We start from the raw sequence: 14,236 nt of genomic DNA, 5'->3' as shown, positions 1-14,236 counted from the left end.
GAATGACCAAGACAGAAGCTTGCCTTATTCACTTCAGATTCTGCTCGATCCAATCCGCCGCCGTCATCAGATCAATACCGTTTGCAGCATTGAAAGTGTTGTGCTTATCCCAAGCGACTCCTTTGCCTTCAGCGAACACGGCTCGATACTTTCGCATCTGTTCGTCTGGAGCAGCAGCGAGATCGTTGTTCAGTTTGGGAACGCTCCATTCGACGCGAGATACTGTGCGATTGAGTGTTGCATCAACTGTGTCCGCCAATTGTGTATAGGTCAGGGTGTCTCCAGCGATGAAAATCACCTCGTTAGCGAGGCGTGGGTCGGCGAATATAATCTTCGCCGTCAGCATTCCTATGTCCTTCGGCGTTGTTACGGTGACCTGGGTGTCCCAGCTGCCTAGCGCATGAACCGTATTCTGTGCAAGATCAACCACGCCAAACGCTGGCTCGAACAGGAAGCTTGTGAACATCCCGGTCGAAATGATGATCCATTCGGTAGTGCGTTGCGCACGCAGTAGCTCGCGGACCTCAAGTTGCTCATCAAACAGATCCTGCGGACTGCCTTTGCCGATGACGTCGTAGTCCACCCCAAATTGCCAAGGCACATAGCGCTTTACGCCTGACACAAGCGCGGCGCGCGCAAGCTTCAGCTGAGTGCCGGCTCCTGCGATAAAACCTACGCAACTGACAACCGTGTCGAATCGGCCGAAATGCTCTGCAAGTTCTTCAACTGAATCGTGAATGACATCAGCCTGCAAAGTGTCTATGCCTAGCCCACGCAATTCTGCAATCGCGTGCATCTTTGAAGCGTCTTGAGTGGTGACCGCCGATGGACGCAGCAGTACAGTAATGCGAGCGCCACCTTTGCTTGACGCGACCATAGCAAGCTCGCGCAGTACAGACATGCCGAGCTCCCCAGCCCCCAGCACCAGAATATTGACCGTTTCTCCAGGAATTACCGCGTGCATAAACTTCCTCCAGTTTGCTGTTCAATGGTGAGTGGTTGTTATCCTGTCATCATTGGGGCCTGCTCATAAGTAGGCACACGAGTGATCCTGGGGGGCGAATGGATAACGAAGAAATCATCAGGCAATCTCAAACCGCGTGCGAAGCATTGAGTGCAGAAGACGACGGATTGAAGCGAGAAGTGCTCACTCACGCAGGTAATCGCTGGTCTTTGGGAATCGTCCACACATTAGGTGTGGAAGGGCCGTTGCGGCATGCGGAAATAGGTAGGCGTATGAATGGGGTGACGCAACGAATGCTGACTCGCAGCTTGCGACAGCTGGAAAGGGACGGTTTGGTTTTACGTCGGGATTACGGCGAAATACCACCGCGTGTCGACTATGAATTGTCGGAACTGGGGTATGGACTTCTTGCGCGGATGATTCCGTTATGGATGTGGGTCGCCGAAAACGCTGAAAACTTTCGTGATGCTCGTATTCTCTACGGCTCTGAAAATTTGACGGGTACAAAGTGACTGCTCTTGGCCGGCTCCTGCTTGTCACAATTGACAGAAATCGATCCTGAATAAACCCATCGAGTTCGAATGGCGTGATGTGTAGATCGGTACTGAACGTCCCGCCGGCATTGGCGATGCCTGCGCTTTGAGACGCTTGCCCAATTGTGCGATGGTGGCTTCCCCGGGTTTCTCGCTCCAGGCGCCAGCTCGACTGAAAACGGTTGAGATAGTTGTATATGTAGATATTCAGCAGGCTCGCGGGATGATGAACCGGTCGGCCAGTATCTGCCGACGTGTCTCGATTCAACGGTACCGTGATGATGTACGGTCTTTATGTAATGTCGGTTTCTATGATCCTGAGCCAAGGCCAGCGAGCTTGATAACTGTTCGCCTTCTGCTCGAACAAGTCTGGCTGGTGATTTTTGGGATTGATACGAAGAACCTCCTGCTCGACGTCGGCCAAGCCGTAGGGCGCATAGATCTCACCCGTTTCAGCATCCAGCCCAATACACGTACCCGCAATCAGGTAACGATCAATACCGTCTTTAACCGACAGAAGTTGAGGATAAGACCTGCCAAACCGCTGACTGTACCAAAGGTGGACGCGAGCCTGATTCTTGATATCAACGTTAACGTCAAGGTCTTGGAAGAGACGCTGAGCCGAGTTGATGACCTCATTCTCGGCCTCCCAAGACAGATCATTGTCGAAGTAAAAAACGTCGTAATCCTTCACTCCCCACGCTGACGGCAGGTGCGACTGATGATTCCAGACGGCTTGGAACAGACAGCCCGCAGTGAGCATGCATTGACTCAAACCGAGTGAGGGTAAACGTAAGGTAATTTCAGCGATTATTGGATTGGCCATTGCTATCCTGACCAACCTTTCGACAGTCAATGTCATTTTTATCCCTTTGGAGTCGATCGAGCCCGAGCGACCGACAATACATCAAAGCATAATAAAATTTCGCGAAGGACAGCCCTTTTACACGCTCGGGGCCATAAGCAGCGCGCCGACAGTGCCAACTTCGTCCGGGGTGTCGCGGCGTTTTTACCCGCCGATACCTCAATCATGTGCCGGTATCCCTCACCCCGAGGATCGATCAATCATCTCTCGCGAGTGGGGTAGAGATGACGATTACATGGGGCACGGTCAATTCTCTTTTTGCTTAGAAAAAATACCGGGAGTCATGATTTCGACGGTATCGCCGCTCGCTGATGTGCAGTAGGCGGTTATTAACCGCCTGTCATTCGTAGTACGGCTTCGGGCAACCGGGCACCCTGCACCACGATCTTTGACGCGGCCGAATCAATCATTCGCAGGTCATCGCCGGTGAGCTCCACTGCCATCGCGCCGAGGTTCTCGTCGAGCCGATGCAATTTGGTCGTTCCGGTAATGGGCACAATCCATGGCTTTTGCGCCAATAGCCACGCGAGTGCTATTTGTGCAGGCGTCGCATCCTTGCGCAGCGCGACGTCGCGCAGCAGATCGACCAGCGCCAGATTCGCCTTGAGCGCTTCTGGAGCGAGGCGCGGAACACGCGAGCGGAAGTCGGAACTGTCGAACCGTGTGTTCTCGTCCATTTTGCCGGTCAGGAAGCCCGCACCCAATGGGCTGAAGGGTACGAAACCGATGCCGAGTTCTTCGAGCGTCGGCAGCATTTCGGCTTCCGGTCCCCGGAAGAACAGGGAGTATTCGCTCTGGACCGCTGTCACCGGCTGCACGGCATGCGCTCGGCGAACCGTGGCCGCTGCTGGCTCCGAGAGGCCGAAGTGGTGAACCTTGCCTTGCGCGATCAGGTCCTTGACCGCTCCGGCCACATCTTCGATAGGCACGGCCGGGTCGACGCGGTGCTGGTAGAACAGATCAATTGCGTCAATCTTGAGGCGCCGTAGCGAGGCTTCCGCGACCGCCTTTATGTGCTCGGGCCGGCTGTCCAGTCCGCCTCGGCGCTGTGCCGTCTCCGTGTCGAGGTCGAAGCCGAACTTGGTGGCAATGGAAACCTGGCCCTTGAACGGCGCGAGCGCCTCGCCAACAAGCTCTTCATTGACGAATGGGCCATAGACCTCGGCCGTGTCGAAGAATGTGACGCCTCTCTCTACCGCCATACGGATCAGCGCGACATCTCTTGCTTGTCGGCCGGAGGGCCGTAGTTGGCGCTCATGCCCATGCAGCCCAGACCGAGCGCCGAAACGGTGAGACCATTGTGGCCCAGTTGACGTGTTTTCATGTGCGTGTCCTTGTCGTTAACCGATGACAATTACTTTAGGCAGCCTGCCTCGGAATGACTAGACTGCTGAATCGACATGCACTTAGTAGGTAGGCTTATCAATGGCGCGCTTCGATGACTTGGCCAGTTTTGCGGCCGTGGTACGCGCGGGCAGTTTCACCCGCGCGGCCGCACAGCTAGGGGTGACGCAATCCGCGCTCAGCCAGACCATCCGCACTTTGGAACGGAGACTGGACCTGAAGCTTCTCAACCGGACCACGCGCAGCGTTGCTCCCACCGAAGCGGGCGAACGCTTGTACCAAACCGTAATGCCCCGCTTCGCGGACATCGAAGCAGAGCTCGCTGTTCTGGGCGAGATGCGCGGCAAGCCGGCCGGCACAGTGCGTATCACGGCGACCGAACACTCGATGCGAACCCTGATTTGGCCCAGGCTTCAGCCATGGCTCCCCATGTACCCCGATATCAATGTGGAGATCTGCGGCGATAACCGTTTCACTGATATCGTGGCCGAGCGCTTTGACATCGGCGTGCGTTTGGGTGGCGACGTGGCCAAGGATATGATCGCCGTGCGCATCGCGCCTGACATGCGCATGGCCGTGGTGGGCAGCCCCGACTACTTCTTACGTCATCCTCGACCGCTTTCCCCGCAGGACCTCACCCAGCACGACTGCATTGGATTGCGCCTGGCATCTCACGGAGGTCTTCTGAAATGGGAGTTCTCTCGCCTCCAGAAAACCCTCAACGCCCACGTAACAGGTCGGCTCATCTTCAACTCAAACGAACTGATCGTCGCTGCAGCACTGTCCGGGAACGGCCTGGCCTGGCTGCCCCTCGGCGCTGTCGAGCAACACGTTGCGGAGGGTAGGCTGTTGTCGGTGCTCGACGAGTGGGCGACAACGTTTACCGGCTACCACGCCTACTACGCCAGTCGACGTGCCTCGCCGGCATTGATGTTGGTCGTGGAGGCGTTGCGGCCTCCAGAAAACCGGTGAATGGTATCGGGCTGTGGAAGGCCGAAGGTGGCGGCTTGATCTGAATTCGCAGTGAGGCGACTGTCTCGTAGCGCCAAGACCCGATTGTGCATTCGCGCATCGGATATGAATGTCCATGTGCTGGCATCAAACTCATCGCACCGAGGGGCGGCAATGGGGCGTTGGCTGCCGATCACGACGCCGTACTGATGGCGCGATCCAACAGCGGACACACTTGCTGTGCTCGCTCAGCAAGCACATTTCGCAGTGCCTGCATCTGAGCCATACGCTCGTCCAGCAAAGCGATCTTTTGTGCGAACAACTCTGCCAGATGATCGCTGGACTCACCTTCGGTACTCCACAGCAATGGCAGGTTCTCACCGATTTCTGTTAAGGAAAACCCTAACTGTTGCGCCAGTTTGATGTACCCCAGCAGTTGCAATGTTTCCTGCGGGTAGAGCCGGTAGCCATTGGCGGTCCGCTGAGGCTTGATCAGGCCTCTCTCTTCATAAAACCGCAAAGCGTCTACGGAAACGCCCGTGCGCTTTGCGACATCTCCGATTCTCATACTCATGGTTTCTCGCATTGACTCTGGACCTAACACCAGGCTTTAGCCTCAGGGCCCAAACTGTGAGGGATGAACATGATCAACGCAAATCAAAACCTGAAAATCGTTTGCACCAGCGCCTGGTACGACCTAGTGGCGACGGCGGGCTTCATGACGCCTTGGACTGCGTCGCTTTGTCTGAGTGGATTTGCAGTTTTATCGGAGGCCTTGGGGCTAGCCCGCCCGGTCCCTGCGCTGGACGTAACCCAAATGCTTTTCGCCAACTTGCTGGGCAGCGTGGTGGTCGTCTGGTCGCTGTGGCGCCTCAGACATCCTAGCCGCGCTGTTGGACTTTATGATGCGCTGGCTAGAGGCTTGTTTGCTTCGTGGCAGCTCTACGCTGTTGCCAATGGCGCAAGCTTCCTGATTCTTGGGTCTACTTTCCTGGAGGTGGTTTTCGCAATCGCCCAAAGCACGCCGGTGACCGATAAAGAAGCGGCCGTCGGGTAATCTCCGTTGGCGGCGTGGTGTTCATCGTTGGCGTTCTGGCCATCGTCCGGCAAGTAGCCTGCGACATGCTGTTCCGCGTCCGCTCCAGCGAACCCTCGACGCAAGGCAGCGATGCCCGGGCCGACGTGTCGATCTGCCCGTACTCCGTCACGGGCAAGGCGGAAAAAGCACGCTAGACTAAAAATCATGTGCGGCGCCCGGCAAGTCCGCATCAACCAGTACCTGGGTCTAGGCGTATGGGCTTCCAGGTTCAAGCGGGTCATTGGTGGCCCTGGGAGACGTGATGAGCAAGCTTCAGCAGTGGTTGAACTCGCAGGGTAGCACCCCGCTGTGGGTGGTCTTCTGGCTCTATGGCGTAGTGCTCAGCAATGTACTGTTTGGCCTGATCCTGATGGCCTTTAATCAGGTTGTCACGTCTCTGTTTGGCCTCATGTTGCTAAGTTTTGTGGTTTATACCGCTTGCGTGCTCAATGCTGTATGGCGCAATGCGGATAATGTCGGTGAGCCCATGTACGGTCAGATCGCTCGCTTTCTAACGGTGGCCTGGTCGATCAATGCGGTACTGGTTTCCGGTTTTCTCTTCCTGAGCCACCTGAATGCAGTGGTTTCCCCACTGCCGTTTCCCTTCTAATCCACAATAATTCAAGGCCCGCAATGCGGGCCTTGGACATTTGCTCAAATCAGCCGGAAGCAGCTCTTCGGATGTGCCTGCAAAATCAGGGGCGATTCACTGTGTGAAAAATCCGAGTGGAGCGTTCGCCTGCTGCCGCTGACCCCGTTATCTTCATGCACGCGAACTGTCGAGCCACTCCACTGACGTGCGCCAGGCGCAGATGCCCAAAAAATACGCTGACATCGCGAGCCACAGCCCTATCACCATCGGGTTGCTGGAGGGATGGTTTACAACCAGCGACAGGCTGCACAGTAGCCAAATGGACGTCACTGCAATGTTGATTGGCATGAACCGACGGACGCGGAAGGGGTGAAGGAATTTGATCCGGGTCAGGGTCAATAGTGCCAACCCGATAATGGTGATCAGCGTTAGCCAGGGCGTTGGGGAGATGATGTAAATACACAGGGTGACGACGTTCCACGCTGCAGGGAAGCCTTGAAAGTAGTTGTCCTTGCTCTTCATGTTCACGTTGCAGAAGCAAAAGAGCGACGACACCAGGATTAGCGATATGGTCAGCAGCAGCGTGTAGTCCGGCAGCGGGATATAGCGATAGATGAACAGGGCCGGGATAAATACATACGTCAGGTAGTCGATGACAAGATCCAGGACGGACCCGTCGAAACCCGGCAGTACGGATTGAACATTGACCTTGCGGGCCAGCGCACCGTCCAGTCCATCCACTATCAGAGCGACGCCTAACCACAGCAGGCAGGCTTTAGGTTGATTCTCGAATAATGCGATGGTCGCCAAAAAAGCAGTGACCACGCCGGTGGCGGTAAAACCATGGGCGCCCCATGCTTTGAGTCTGGCTATGCGTAGAGTCGATATCACGGGGACGTTCTCCAGGAAGTAAAGCAGTCCGGTGACCACCCTCGACGGGGTCACCGGAAAAGCAAGCTAGGTTGCAACTATCGACCGGGTATCCGGTGATAAGGTTCACCGGCAAGACGTATTTGGGGCTGCGACTCACTTTGTGGCTTGGCAGGACAGTACTTCTAAGCTGTGTTGCTCGCAGTGGCTGCGAGCGGCAAACAAAAAACTCTACAACTATGGCGTGGCTTCAAGGGAAGCCGGTCGAAAGGTCTCCCGCGGTTCGCTTTCGACCTCGGGCCTTACTCTTTGCCGCTTTCGATGGCGCGCTGGGCTTGCTCCAGTTTCTCGATATCGGCTTTGCTTAGCTGAGGCCGGTCGATCTTCAGGGTGATCTTGTTCAGCTTGCCGGTGAAGGTGAACGGCGGCAGATAATCGGCGTCGTTGACCCCGGTGAGGGTGTCAGAGCCGATATCCAGACTTTCGTCCCATGCCAGGGTGAAGGGCAAACTGTGGTCCATTTTGTGTTGATCCGCCACCTTGCCATCCACCTTGAGGGTGCCCATACCGCCGCGACCGACACCGGAGAAATTGTTGAACCCCAGAGTTTCAGCGCCCAGGCCGTCGTACTTGAAGTCGAACTCCAGCACATGCTTACCCGGCGTGAGTGCGTCGGCACCTTCCCAGCGCACTCGCTCCAGATCGATCAGGTTCCACAGGAACACCGGTTTACTCTTCAGGACATAGAAACCGTAGCCGGCGAAGCGTCCGCCTTGGGTGATCAGCATGCCTTCGGCGCCGTTTTGCGCAACCTCCACCTCGGCAGTGAAGGTGTAGGAGGTATTCAGCACGCTCGGCGCGTCACCATTGGGCGTACCAATCAGCGGATGGGTCCAGGTAAACATATTGCGCCCGGCTGTAATGCTCGGTCTCGGGGCGATCATCCGTGGCAGTACCGAGGTATCCAGCGGCAGTACCTGATACTTGCGCGCCTCGTCCATAAACATGGCCTGCATCTGCTTGAGCTTTTCGGGATGTTGCGTCGCCAGATCGGTGGACTGCGAGTAGTCCTCGTTCAGGTTGTACAGCTCCCATTCCATCTTCATCGGATCGGTTGCTTTGGCGGTCATGTCCCACGGTGCCCGCACGACCTTGGTACTGGCGATCCAGCCGTCGTGATAGAGAGCATGGTCGCCCATCATCTCGAAGTACTGGGTCTTGTGGGTAGAGGGCGCTTCGGCGTTGGCCTTGTCGAAGGTGTAGAGCAGGCTGGTGCCCTCGATCGGTTTCTGGACAATGCCATTCACCAGCTTTGGCGCACTGATGCCGGCGGCCTCCAGGATGGTCGGTACGATGTCGATGACGTGGTGGAACTGGGAGCGGATGCCGCCCTTGTCAGTGATCCGCGCAGGCCAGGAAATCGCCATGCCCTGGCGCACGCCGCCCATGTGCGAAGCTACCTGCTTGACCCACGTGAAGGGCACATCGAAGGCCCAGGCCCAGCCAGCGGCCATGTGGTTATAGGTCTGGTCGGTGCCCCAGGCGTCATAGAATTTCTTCAGCTGCAACTCGACCGGTATTTGCACGCCGTTGAACATGGCGACTTCGTTGGGTGTACCGAACATCTGCCCTTCAGAGCTGGTGCCATTGTCGCCAGTGATATAGATGATCAGGGTGTTGTCCTGCTTGCCCATATCCTCGACAGTCTGGATCACCCGGCCAATCTCGTGGTCGGTGTAGGCCTCATAAGCGGCGAACACCTCAGCCTGGCGGATATACAGCTTCTTCTGGTCGGCGCTCAGGCTGTCCCATTCGGGTAGCAGATCTTTTGGCCAAGGCGTCAGCAGGGTATTCGGCGGGACCACGCCGAGCTTCTTCTGGTTGGCGAAAATGGTCTCGCGCAGCTGGTTCCAGCCGCCGTCGAAGAGGTGCATGTCGCTGATTTTCTTGATCCACTCCTGCGTCGGGTGGTGCGGCGCGTGGGTGCCTCCGGGCGCGTAGTAGACAAAGAACGGTCGGTCCGGCGTCAGCGCGTTCATGCGTTGCATGTAGTCGATCGCATCGTCGGCCATCCCCGTGGTCAGGTTCCAGCCGGGCTTGCCCTCGAACGGATAGATCGGTGTGGTGTTGCGGAACAGGTTGGGTTGCCACTGATTGGTGTCACCACCGACAAAACCGTAGAAGTACTCAAAACCCATGCCGGTTGGCCACTGATCGAAGGGGCCGGCCTGGCTGGCCTGGAAGGCGGGAGTGTTGTGATCCTTGCCGAACCAGGAGGTGTGGTACCCATTCTCCTGCAGTATGCGGCCGACAGTCGCCGTGTCCTTTTCAATGACGCTGTCATAGCCGGGATAGCCGGTGGCGGCTTCTGAAACAGTCCCGAAGCCGACCGAGTGATGGTTGCGTCCGGTAATGAGCGCTGCGCGGGTAGGCGAGCACAGTGCGGTGGAGTTGAAGTCGTTGAAGCGCAGGCCGTTGGCCGCGATGCGATCCATGCTCGGCGTCGGGATCACCCCGCCAAAGGTACTGGACACACCATAGCCGGCGTCGTCGGTGATTATCAGCAACACATTCGGCGCGCCCTTGGGCGGGACTATCGTCGCCGGCCAGTAGGGTTTTGAGCTTTGCGCGATGTCCGTGATCGAGCCCTCGAACGGCAGGTCGGGCGGGGGTAGCTGCTGCCCGGAAATCACTCGGGTGGTGCTGGTTGCGCCGGGGGGGCCATTGAGTTGATCGGCGTGTGCGCAGCCGATGAATACACCGAGGCCAAGGGCGAGGCATCGTAGTAAGGGGTGGACAGTTCGCCGAGCTGAGGTTGAACGAGGGACACTCATCATGTGCTCCGGTGCGGGCATGCGCCGCTACGTGTCGGTTACTGCTCAGGCTGATGATAGCTTTTGGTTCAAATTTGGCTCGGGTTGTCCTGTTTTAACCGACAGCCGTAAGCCTGATCAATCTCGCCGTGCGGCTCGCTGGCGCTGAAGTTCTGGCGCTGTCTGTAACCCGTATGCCCTTTGACAAGAGAGGTACGGTGTCTATAACTGATCCTGACGTCAGAAAGGCTGAGCAATGACCTCAGCCTGAAGAAAACCAAGGGGCGCACAAATGCTTGTCAGGAAACGGCGCTGGGGCATTGCCATAGTCGCAGTCGGGGTAGTGTCTGCCTGCCTGGCTTTTGCTGTGAATCAGTACATTCGTGGTCCATCGCCTTTGACGCTGGGTGATGGGAAAAATGGCCCTTTGGATATGGTCTGGATTCCTCCCGGTGAATTCTTGATGGGGAGCGATCATAAGAAGGCGCGACCCAATGAGGGGCCTGCCCATAAGGTTCGACTCGATGGTTATTGGATTGACCGCAACGACGTTACCAACGCAGATTACGCCCGTTTTATTTCTGAAACACATTACGTGACCACTGCCGAACGCAAACCCAAATGGGATGATCTGAAAGTACAGCTATCACCTGGTACGCCAGAACCGGATGACAGCGTCATGGTGCCCGGGGCATTGGTTTTTGTGGGCGCAGACAGGCCAATCCCCCTGAATGATTTCAGCCAGTGGTGGGCGTTTGTCCAGGGGGCTGACTGGCGCCACCCGTCTGGCCCCGACAGTACAATCGAAGGCAAGGAAACCCATCCGGTCGTTCAGGTTTCACATGAGGATGCAGAGGCGTACGCAAAGTGGGCACACAAGCGGCTGTTGACCGAGGCTGAATGGGAATACGCCGCAAGAGGCGGGCTGGAACAAGCGGACTATGCATGGGGGAGTGATTTCACGCCGGGCGGCGAAAAGATGGCCAATACCTGGAATGAGGTACAACCGTTCCCTGTTACAGGGTCCCGCAATAAATTCAAGATTGGCACCCAGCCTGTAGGCAGTTACAGGCCCAACGCTTATGGGCTGTACGACATGTCAGGGAACGTTTGGCAGTGGATCGCCGATTGGTATCGCGCTGATGCGTTCAGAGTAGGGCTCAAGCTTCAGCCGGCTGGCGAAGTATCGTTTAACCCGATGGGTCCGCTCCAGAGTTATGACCCGGCACTCGGGGTAACAGCCAATGCACCGCAGCGTGTGATTCGCGGTGGATCTTTTCTTTGCAGTGACAGCTACTGCACGAGCTTTCGAACCAGCGCCAGGCAGGGGGCGGATCCGATGAATGCCATGTCGCACCTCGGGTTTCGCTTGGCGATGAGTAATGATCAATGGGGAAAAAGCCGCTGAATGCGATACGCAGGCGCGAAGAAGGTATAGCGGTTTATCAACGCGGTAGCGCCGCAACGACGTTCTGGCGGCTGGGGGAGGGCAGAGGGCAAACCGCGCAACACTTTGTTAGCGTGAAGACACGTTATGATGAGCCCGCCCGGCGCTGATCCTTCAAGTCACGGGCACGCCTTAGTCCCGGAGTCAGATACGTAATGTCCACCATCACCCTCTTTGAAACCCCGCCGCCCGAGTCCATCAAAAGCCAGATTTTGCAGATGGTCGTCGATTACGTAACCGACATTAGTATGGTGGCGATCGCACCGAGCAATCCCCTCTACAACCTGTATCAATACGGTATCGGATACGAGGTTCATCTCTATCTGGACGCTATGGACGGCTCCAAAGGTATTCCGGTCGAGTTGATCGTAGCGTTGGATGCTCAGGACCCTTGCGCAGTCGTCGGCTTCTTGCTGTATCTGCCAGTGAAGAACGATCCAGAAGCCTGTGCAGTGGCCTATATGGCTGTGCAGGCAAGTCACCGACGTCGGGGTGTTGCGCGCGCGATGCTGCAGGAAATGGTCGGTCGATACCCTCATGCCGAGCTGGCCTGCTTCGTTGCCAAGGTGCCGTATTTCGAGTCAATGAGGTTTCAGGTTGTGGGCGTGCGCGGTCCTCAGGTGCTCATGAATACCCGTGACCACGGTACGGACAGCCTGTTGGCGGTGCTGGACGTAGCGCCTATCTATAAAACTGTGGAGGTGCGGCAGATTCATACTTATCTGCTTCAGCAACATGGGAAAAAAGCGATGGTGGATGCCGAGAAGCAGCGCGACCGACATCTCGACCAAATGACACGTCACGCGAAGGCCTTTGTGCTGGAGCGTCTTGGAGAGGCTGCGGCGCAAAACAGCGGGCGTGGGCCACGCGTGCTCTAGGATGATGCGTTCAGGCACTCACTGCGAGCCGAACATAGCCGTCCAGTAAATCCCCGCATCACTCTTCGGATCAACCGCATAGGCTGCGCCCAGCTCGCGGAATTGTGGGTTCATCAGGTTGGCGCAGTGACCGGAGCTGGCGAGCCAGCCATCGACCACCTTGCGCGCGATGTCCTGCCCGGCGGCAATGTTTTCGCCGATTTGCTGACCGACGTAGCCTGCCAGTTCAGCCCGGTCGCCCGGTGTGTGGCCATCGCGGCCTTTATGATCAAAGAAGTTGTTGTTAGCCATTGCTCGGGCATGGTTCTCGGCTGCCGTCGCGAGCATCGCGTTCCAGGTCAGCGGTGTCGTGGCCGCAAAGGATTGGGCGCCGCACTGGCGCGGCCGCGTGCGTGCGGTGTTGATCATTTCGAGGAGCTTCTGTCCTTCCGCTTGCCAGTCGCCCAAGCGCCCAGCCAACATCGGACGCGCCAGCACGATGCGCCACTCACGGCCCTCCTGGCTCACGCCGATATCGACGAATTGCGGGTCCAGCACGACTTGGCAAAAGCTCTCTCGCACAGCCGTCATGGCCGACTGCGCATCACGCGGCCCGGACAGGCTGATCGCCTGCACGTTGACCATCGGATAGGTCGCCCGCGCCAGCGCCTGCTGCAGGTCTCCGACACTATTGGCGGGCAGGACCAGGCGCGGATCGGACGCTAGCGGTGGCAACTCCTGGGATGCCTGGCCCGCGCAGCGCTGCACTTGGCTGCGGTAAGCGTTGATCGACTCGACCAGTTGGGTGTCCTCGGTCGCCACGGCAGTGGCGGCGCACACCAGGCCCAGGGACAATGCGGCAATACGCATAACGGATGATAGGACGCGCATGGAAGTCTCTCTTTAACTGACTGCGCCCATGATGCGCGATTTCGCCCCACCTAGCGCAACGCCTTTTCACGTCGAACCGAAAATGTTTGGCAGATGCGACATATTTCGCGTCAGGTGACATCAAGTCAAAGGGTCAATCGTATTCCGCTTCCTGATGCTCTCCCAACAGACGCCGCTGACGTGGCGAGGCCGCCGCCAACACTATGGGGTTGAAGCGCCAGTGCAGATAGGGCGCGAATTTCTGCGCCACCATGCGCCGGCCGTAGTGCACCTGCAACAGGTAGCGCGTGCGGTCGAGGGTTTGGTTGTTGCTACCTGCGTGCCACAGTTCGCTGCGAAACATCAGTACGTCCCCGGCCCGGCACAGCACCGGCTGTGCAGTACAGCCTTGCCACTGGTTTTCACCGTCAGTCGGCGGACGCCCGGCCCGGTGGCTACCCGGGATAACCCGAGTGGGGCTGAGGTCTGCATCAATATCGTCGAGGTAGAGGTGCGCGGTGCAGATCTGCATCGGCAACTCGAACGAGGGGTCGCCCAGCAGGCTTTGCGGCAGCTCCATCACCAGGTAGTCCAGATGCAGTTCGGTACCGACGAAGCCGGGATGGCAGCGCCAGGCGGTCTGGCCGATGATGTGGCAATCGGTTCCTAGAGCAGCCTCGGCCAGCTCGATGATCCCGCTCAGGTCGAGAAACGGCAGCCACAACGGGTCGCGGTTGAACACGCACTTGTAATGATCGAGCAGGCCGCTGTAGTCCCAATGCTGCGGGTCAAGGCAGTCGATAGCCTTGCGCAGCGTGGTTATTTGCGAACCCTCCAGCACTCCGGGCAGCAGTACGAAGCCGTCTCGGTGCAACGCCTCAAGACGGCTGGCGGTCATTGATGACAATATCTCTGTGGCGGTCATGTCGCGCCCCCGGAAAACGCAGATAGCGCCAACTCATACTGGCACTGAGGGCTTTTCACCAGTGGCCGAGTGGTCAGCTGACAGCAAAAGCGTAGCATGTAGTCTGTTGGAATGATTTGACCACTGC

Annotated in this window: 14 protein-coding genes and 1 pseudogene; 7 read left to right on the top strand and 8 right to left on the bottom strand. The window is 57.4% G+C overall.

The annotated features are described in order from the left end of the window. Positions 1-28: 28 nt before the first annotated feature. Positions 29-964 (bottom strand): aromatic alcohol reductase, encoded by a 936-nt coding sequence (locus tag ACVBEG_RS12180; protein WP_330200767.1) that lies wholly within the window; start codon positions 962-964, stop codon positions 29-31. Positions 965-1,062: 98 nt separating this feature from the next. On the opposite strand from ACVBEG_RS12180, the gene ACVBEG_RS12175 reads away from it, so the two are divergent. Next, positions 1,063-1,476 carry a winged helix-turn-helix transcriptional regulator gene (locus tag ACVBEG_RS12175; protein WP_447107764.1) on the top strand — a complete coding sequence of 138 codons (414 nt, stop codon included), beginning with the start codon at positions 1,063-1,065 and terminating at the stop codon, positions 1,474-1,476. A gap of 313 nt (positions 1,477-1,789) precedes the next feature. Here ACVBEG_RS12175 and ACVBEG_RS12170 read toward each other — a convergent pair whose 3' ends face one another. Then, positions 1,790-2,359 carry a nucleotidyltransferase family protein gene (locus ACVBEG_RS12170; RefSeq protein ID WP_447107763.1) on the bottom strand — a complete coding sequence of 190 codons (570 nt, stop codon included), beginning with the start codon at positions 2,357-2,359 and terminating at the stop codon, positions 1,790-1,792. A gap of 332 nt (positions 2,360-2,691) precedes the next feature. Beyond that, positions 2,692-3,686, bottom strand: a pseudogene (locus ACVBEG_RS12165) (aldo/keto reductase). A 101-nt stretch (positions 3,687-3,787) separates the two neighbouring features. Here ACVBEG_RS12165 and ACVBEG_RS12160 point away from each other — a divergent pair. After that, positions 3,788-4,678, top strand: a complete 891-nt coding sequence (locus tag ACVBEG_RS12160) for a LysR family transcriptional regulator (RefSeq protein ID WP_447107762.1) — start codon at positions 3,788-3,790, stop codon at positions 4,676-4,678. Between the two features lie 172 nt (positions 4,679-4,850). Here ACVBEG_RS12160 and ACVBEG_RS12155 read toward each other — a convergent pair whose 3' ends face one another. Further along, the gene (locus ACVBEG_RS12155) at positions 4,851-5,231 is read right to left on the bottom strand and encodes a MerR family transcriptional regulator (protein WP_257604215.1); all 381 of its coding nucleotides are present in this window, start codon (positions 5,229-5,231) and stop codon (positions 4,851-4,853) included. A gap of 63 nt (positions 5,232-5,294) precedes the next feature. On the opposite strand from ACVBEG_RS12155, the gene ACVBEG_RS12150 reads away from it, so the two are divergent. The 3 genes from ACVBEG_RS12150 (at position 5,295) to ACVBEG_RS12140 (ending at position 6,345) form a co-directional block, all read left to right on the top strand. Further along, on the top strand, positions 5,295-5,714 hold the full coding sequence (locus ACVBEG_RS12150; protein WP_447107761.1) for a hypothetical protein: 420 nt from the start codon (positions 5,295-5,297) through the stop codon (positions 5,712-5,714). Between the two features lie 17 nt (positions 5,715-5,731). Beyond that, a complete protein-coding gene (locus ACVBEG_RS12145) occupies positions 5,732-5,890 on the top strand; it encodes a hypothetical protein (protein ID WP_447107760.1) in 159 nt (52 codons plus the stop codon). Positions 5,891-5,997: 107 nt separating this feature from the next. Beyond that, a complete protein-coding gene (locus tag ACVBEG_RS12140) occupies positions 5,998-6,345 on the top strand; it encodes a hypothetical protein (protein WP_322179056.1) in 348 nt (115 codons plus the stop codon). A 153-nt stretch (positions 6,346-6,498) separates the two neighbouring features. On the opposite strand, the gene pcsA is transcribed toward ACVBEG_RS12140, so the two are convergent. Together pcsA and ACVBEG_RS12130 are read right to left on the bottom strand one after the other, a co-directional pair. Next, positions 6,499-7,218 (bottom strand): phosphatidylcholine synthase, encoded by a 720-nt coding sequence (gene pcsA / locus ACVBEG_RS12135; RefSeq protein WP_322179057.1) that lies wholly within the window; start codon positions 7,216-7,218, stop codon positions 6,499-6,501. A 281-nt stretch (positions 7,219-7,499) separates the two neighbouring features. Further along, positions 7,500-10,031 carry an arylsulfatase gene (locus ACVBEG_RS12130; RefSeq protein WP_322216550.1) on the bottom strand — a complete coding sequence of 844 codons (2,532 nt, stop codon included), beginning with the start codon at positions 10,029-10,031 and terminating at the stop codon, positions 7,500-7,502. A 346-nt stretch (positions 10,032-10,377) separates the two neighbouring features. On the opposite strand from ACVBEG_RS12130, the gene ACVBEG_RS12125 reads away from it, so the two are divergent. Continuing rightward, complete coding sequence (locus tag ACVBEG_RS12125; protein ID WP_322179059.1) at positions 10,378-11,418, top strand: formylglycine-generating enzyme family protein; 1,041 nt, start codon at positions 10,378-10,380, stop codon at positions 11,416-11,418. Between the two features lie 194 nt (positions 11,419-11,612). Continuing rightward, positions 11,613-12,335 carry a GNAT family N-acetyltransferase gene (locus ACVBEG_RS12120; RefSeq protein WP_322179060.1) on the top strand — a complete coding sequence of 241 codons (723 nt, stop codon included), beginning with the start codon at positions 11,613-11,615 and terminating at the stop codon, positions 12,333-12,335. A gap of 18 nt (positions 12,336-12,353) precedes the next feature. Here the strand turns inward: ACVBEG_RS12120 and ACVBEG_RS12115 are convergent, their stop codons facing one another. Both ACVBEG_RS12115 and ACVBEG_RS12110 read right to left on the bottom strand, forming a co-directional pair. Then, on the bottom strand, positions 12,354-13,205 hold the full coding sequence (locus ACVBEG_RS12115) for a CAP domain-containing protein (RefSeq protein ID WP_322216547.1): 852 nt from the start codon (positions 13,203-13,205) through the stop codon (positions 12,354-12,356). A 133-nt stretch (positions 13,206-13,338) separates the two neighbouring features. Next, positions 13,339-14,109 (bottom strand): phytanoyl-CoA dioxygenase family protein, encoded by a 771-nt coding sequence (locus ACVBEG_RS12110; RefSeq protein ID WP_330200770.1) that lies wholly within the window; start codon positions 14,107-14,109, stop codon positions 13,339-13,341. Between the last annotated feature and the right edge of the window lie 127 nt (positions 14,110-14,236).

The sequence above is a fragment of the Pseudomonas sp. GG8 genome, from assembly GCF_052976945.1.
This window is presented reverse-complemented; position numbering and strand designations above follow the sequence as displayed.

What these genes read in the sequence shown, in the direction of transcription:
- ACVBEG_RS12180 (WP_330200767.1), bottom strand. Translation starts at nt 964, where the DNA reads ATGCACGCGGTAATTCCTGGAGAAACGGTCAATATTCTGGTGCTGGGG.
- ACVBEG_RS12175 (WP_447107764.1), top strand. Translation starts at nt 1,063, where the DNA reads ATGGATAACGAAGAAATCATCAGGCAATCTCAAACCGCGTGCGAAGCA.
- ACVBEG_RS12170 (WP_447107763.1), bottom strand. Translation starts at nt 2,359, where the DNA reads ATGACATTGACTGTCGAAAGGTTGGTCAGGATAGCAATGGCCAATCCA.
- ACVBEG_RS12160 (WP_447107762.1), top strand. Translation starts at nt 3,788, where the DNA reads ATGGCGCGCTTCGATGACTTGGCCAGTTTTGCGGCCGTGGTACGCGCG.
- ACVBEG_RS12155 (WP_257604215.1), bottom strand. Translation starts at nt 5,231, where the DNA reads ATGAGTATGAGAATCGGAGATGTCGCAAAGCGCACGGGCGTTTCCGTA.
- ACVBEG_RS12150 (WP_447107761.1), top strand. Translation starts at nt 5,295, where the DNA reads ATGAACATGATCAACGCAAATCAAAACCTGAAAATCGTTTGCACCAGC.
- ACVBEG_RS12140 (WP_322179056.1), top strand. Translation starts at nt 5,998, where the DNA reads ATGAGCAAGCTTCAGCAGTGGTTGAACTCGCAGGGTAGCACCCCGCTG.
- ACVBEG_RS12130 (WP_322216550.1), bottom strand. Translation starts at nt 10,031, where the DNA reads ATGAGTGTCCCTCGTTCAACCTCAGCTCGGCGAACTGTCCACCCCTTA.
- ACVBEG_RS12120 (WP_322179060.1), top strand. Translation starts at nt 11,613, where the DNA reads ATGTCCACCATCACCCTCTTTGAAACCCCGCCGCCCGAGTCCATCAAA.
- ACVBEG_RS12115 (WP_322216547.1), bottom strand. Translation starts at nt 13,205, where the DNA reads ATGCGCGTCCTATCATCCGTTATGCGTATTGCCGCATTGTCCCTGGGC.
- ACVBEG_RS12110 (WP_330200770.1), bottom strand. Translation starts at nt 14,109, where the DNA reads ATGACCGCCACAGAGATATTGTCATCAATGACCGCCAGCCGTCTTGAG.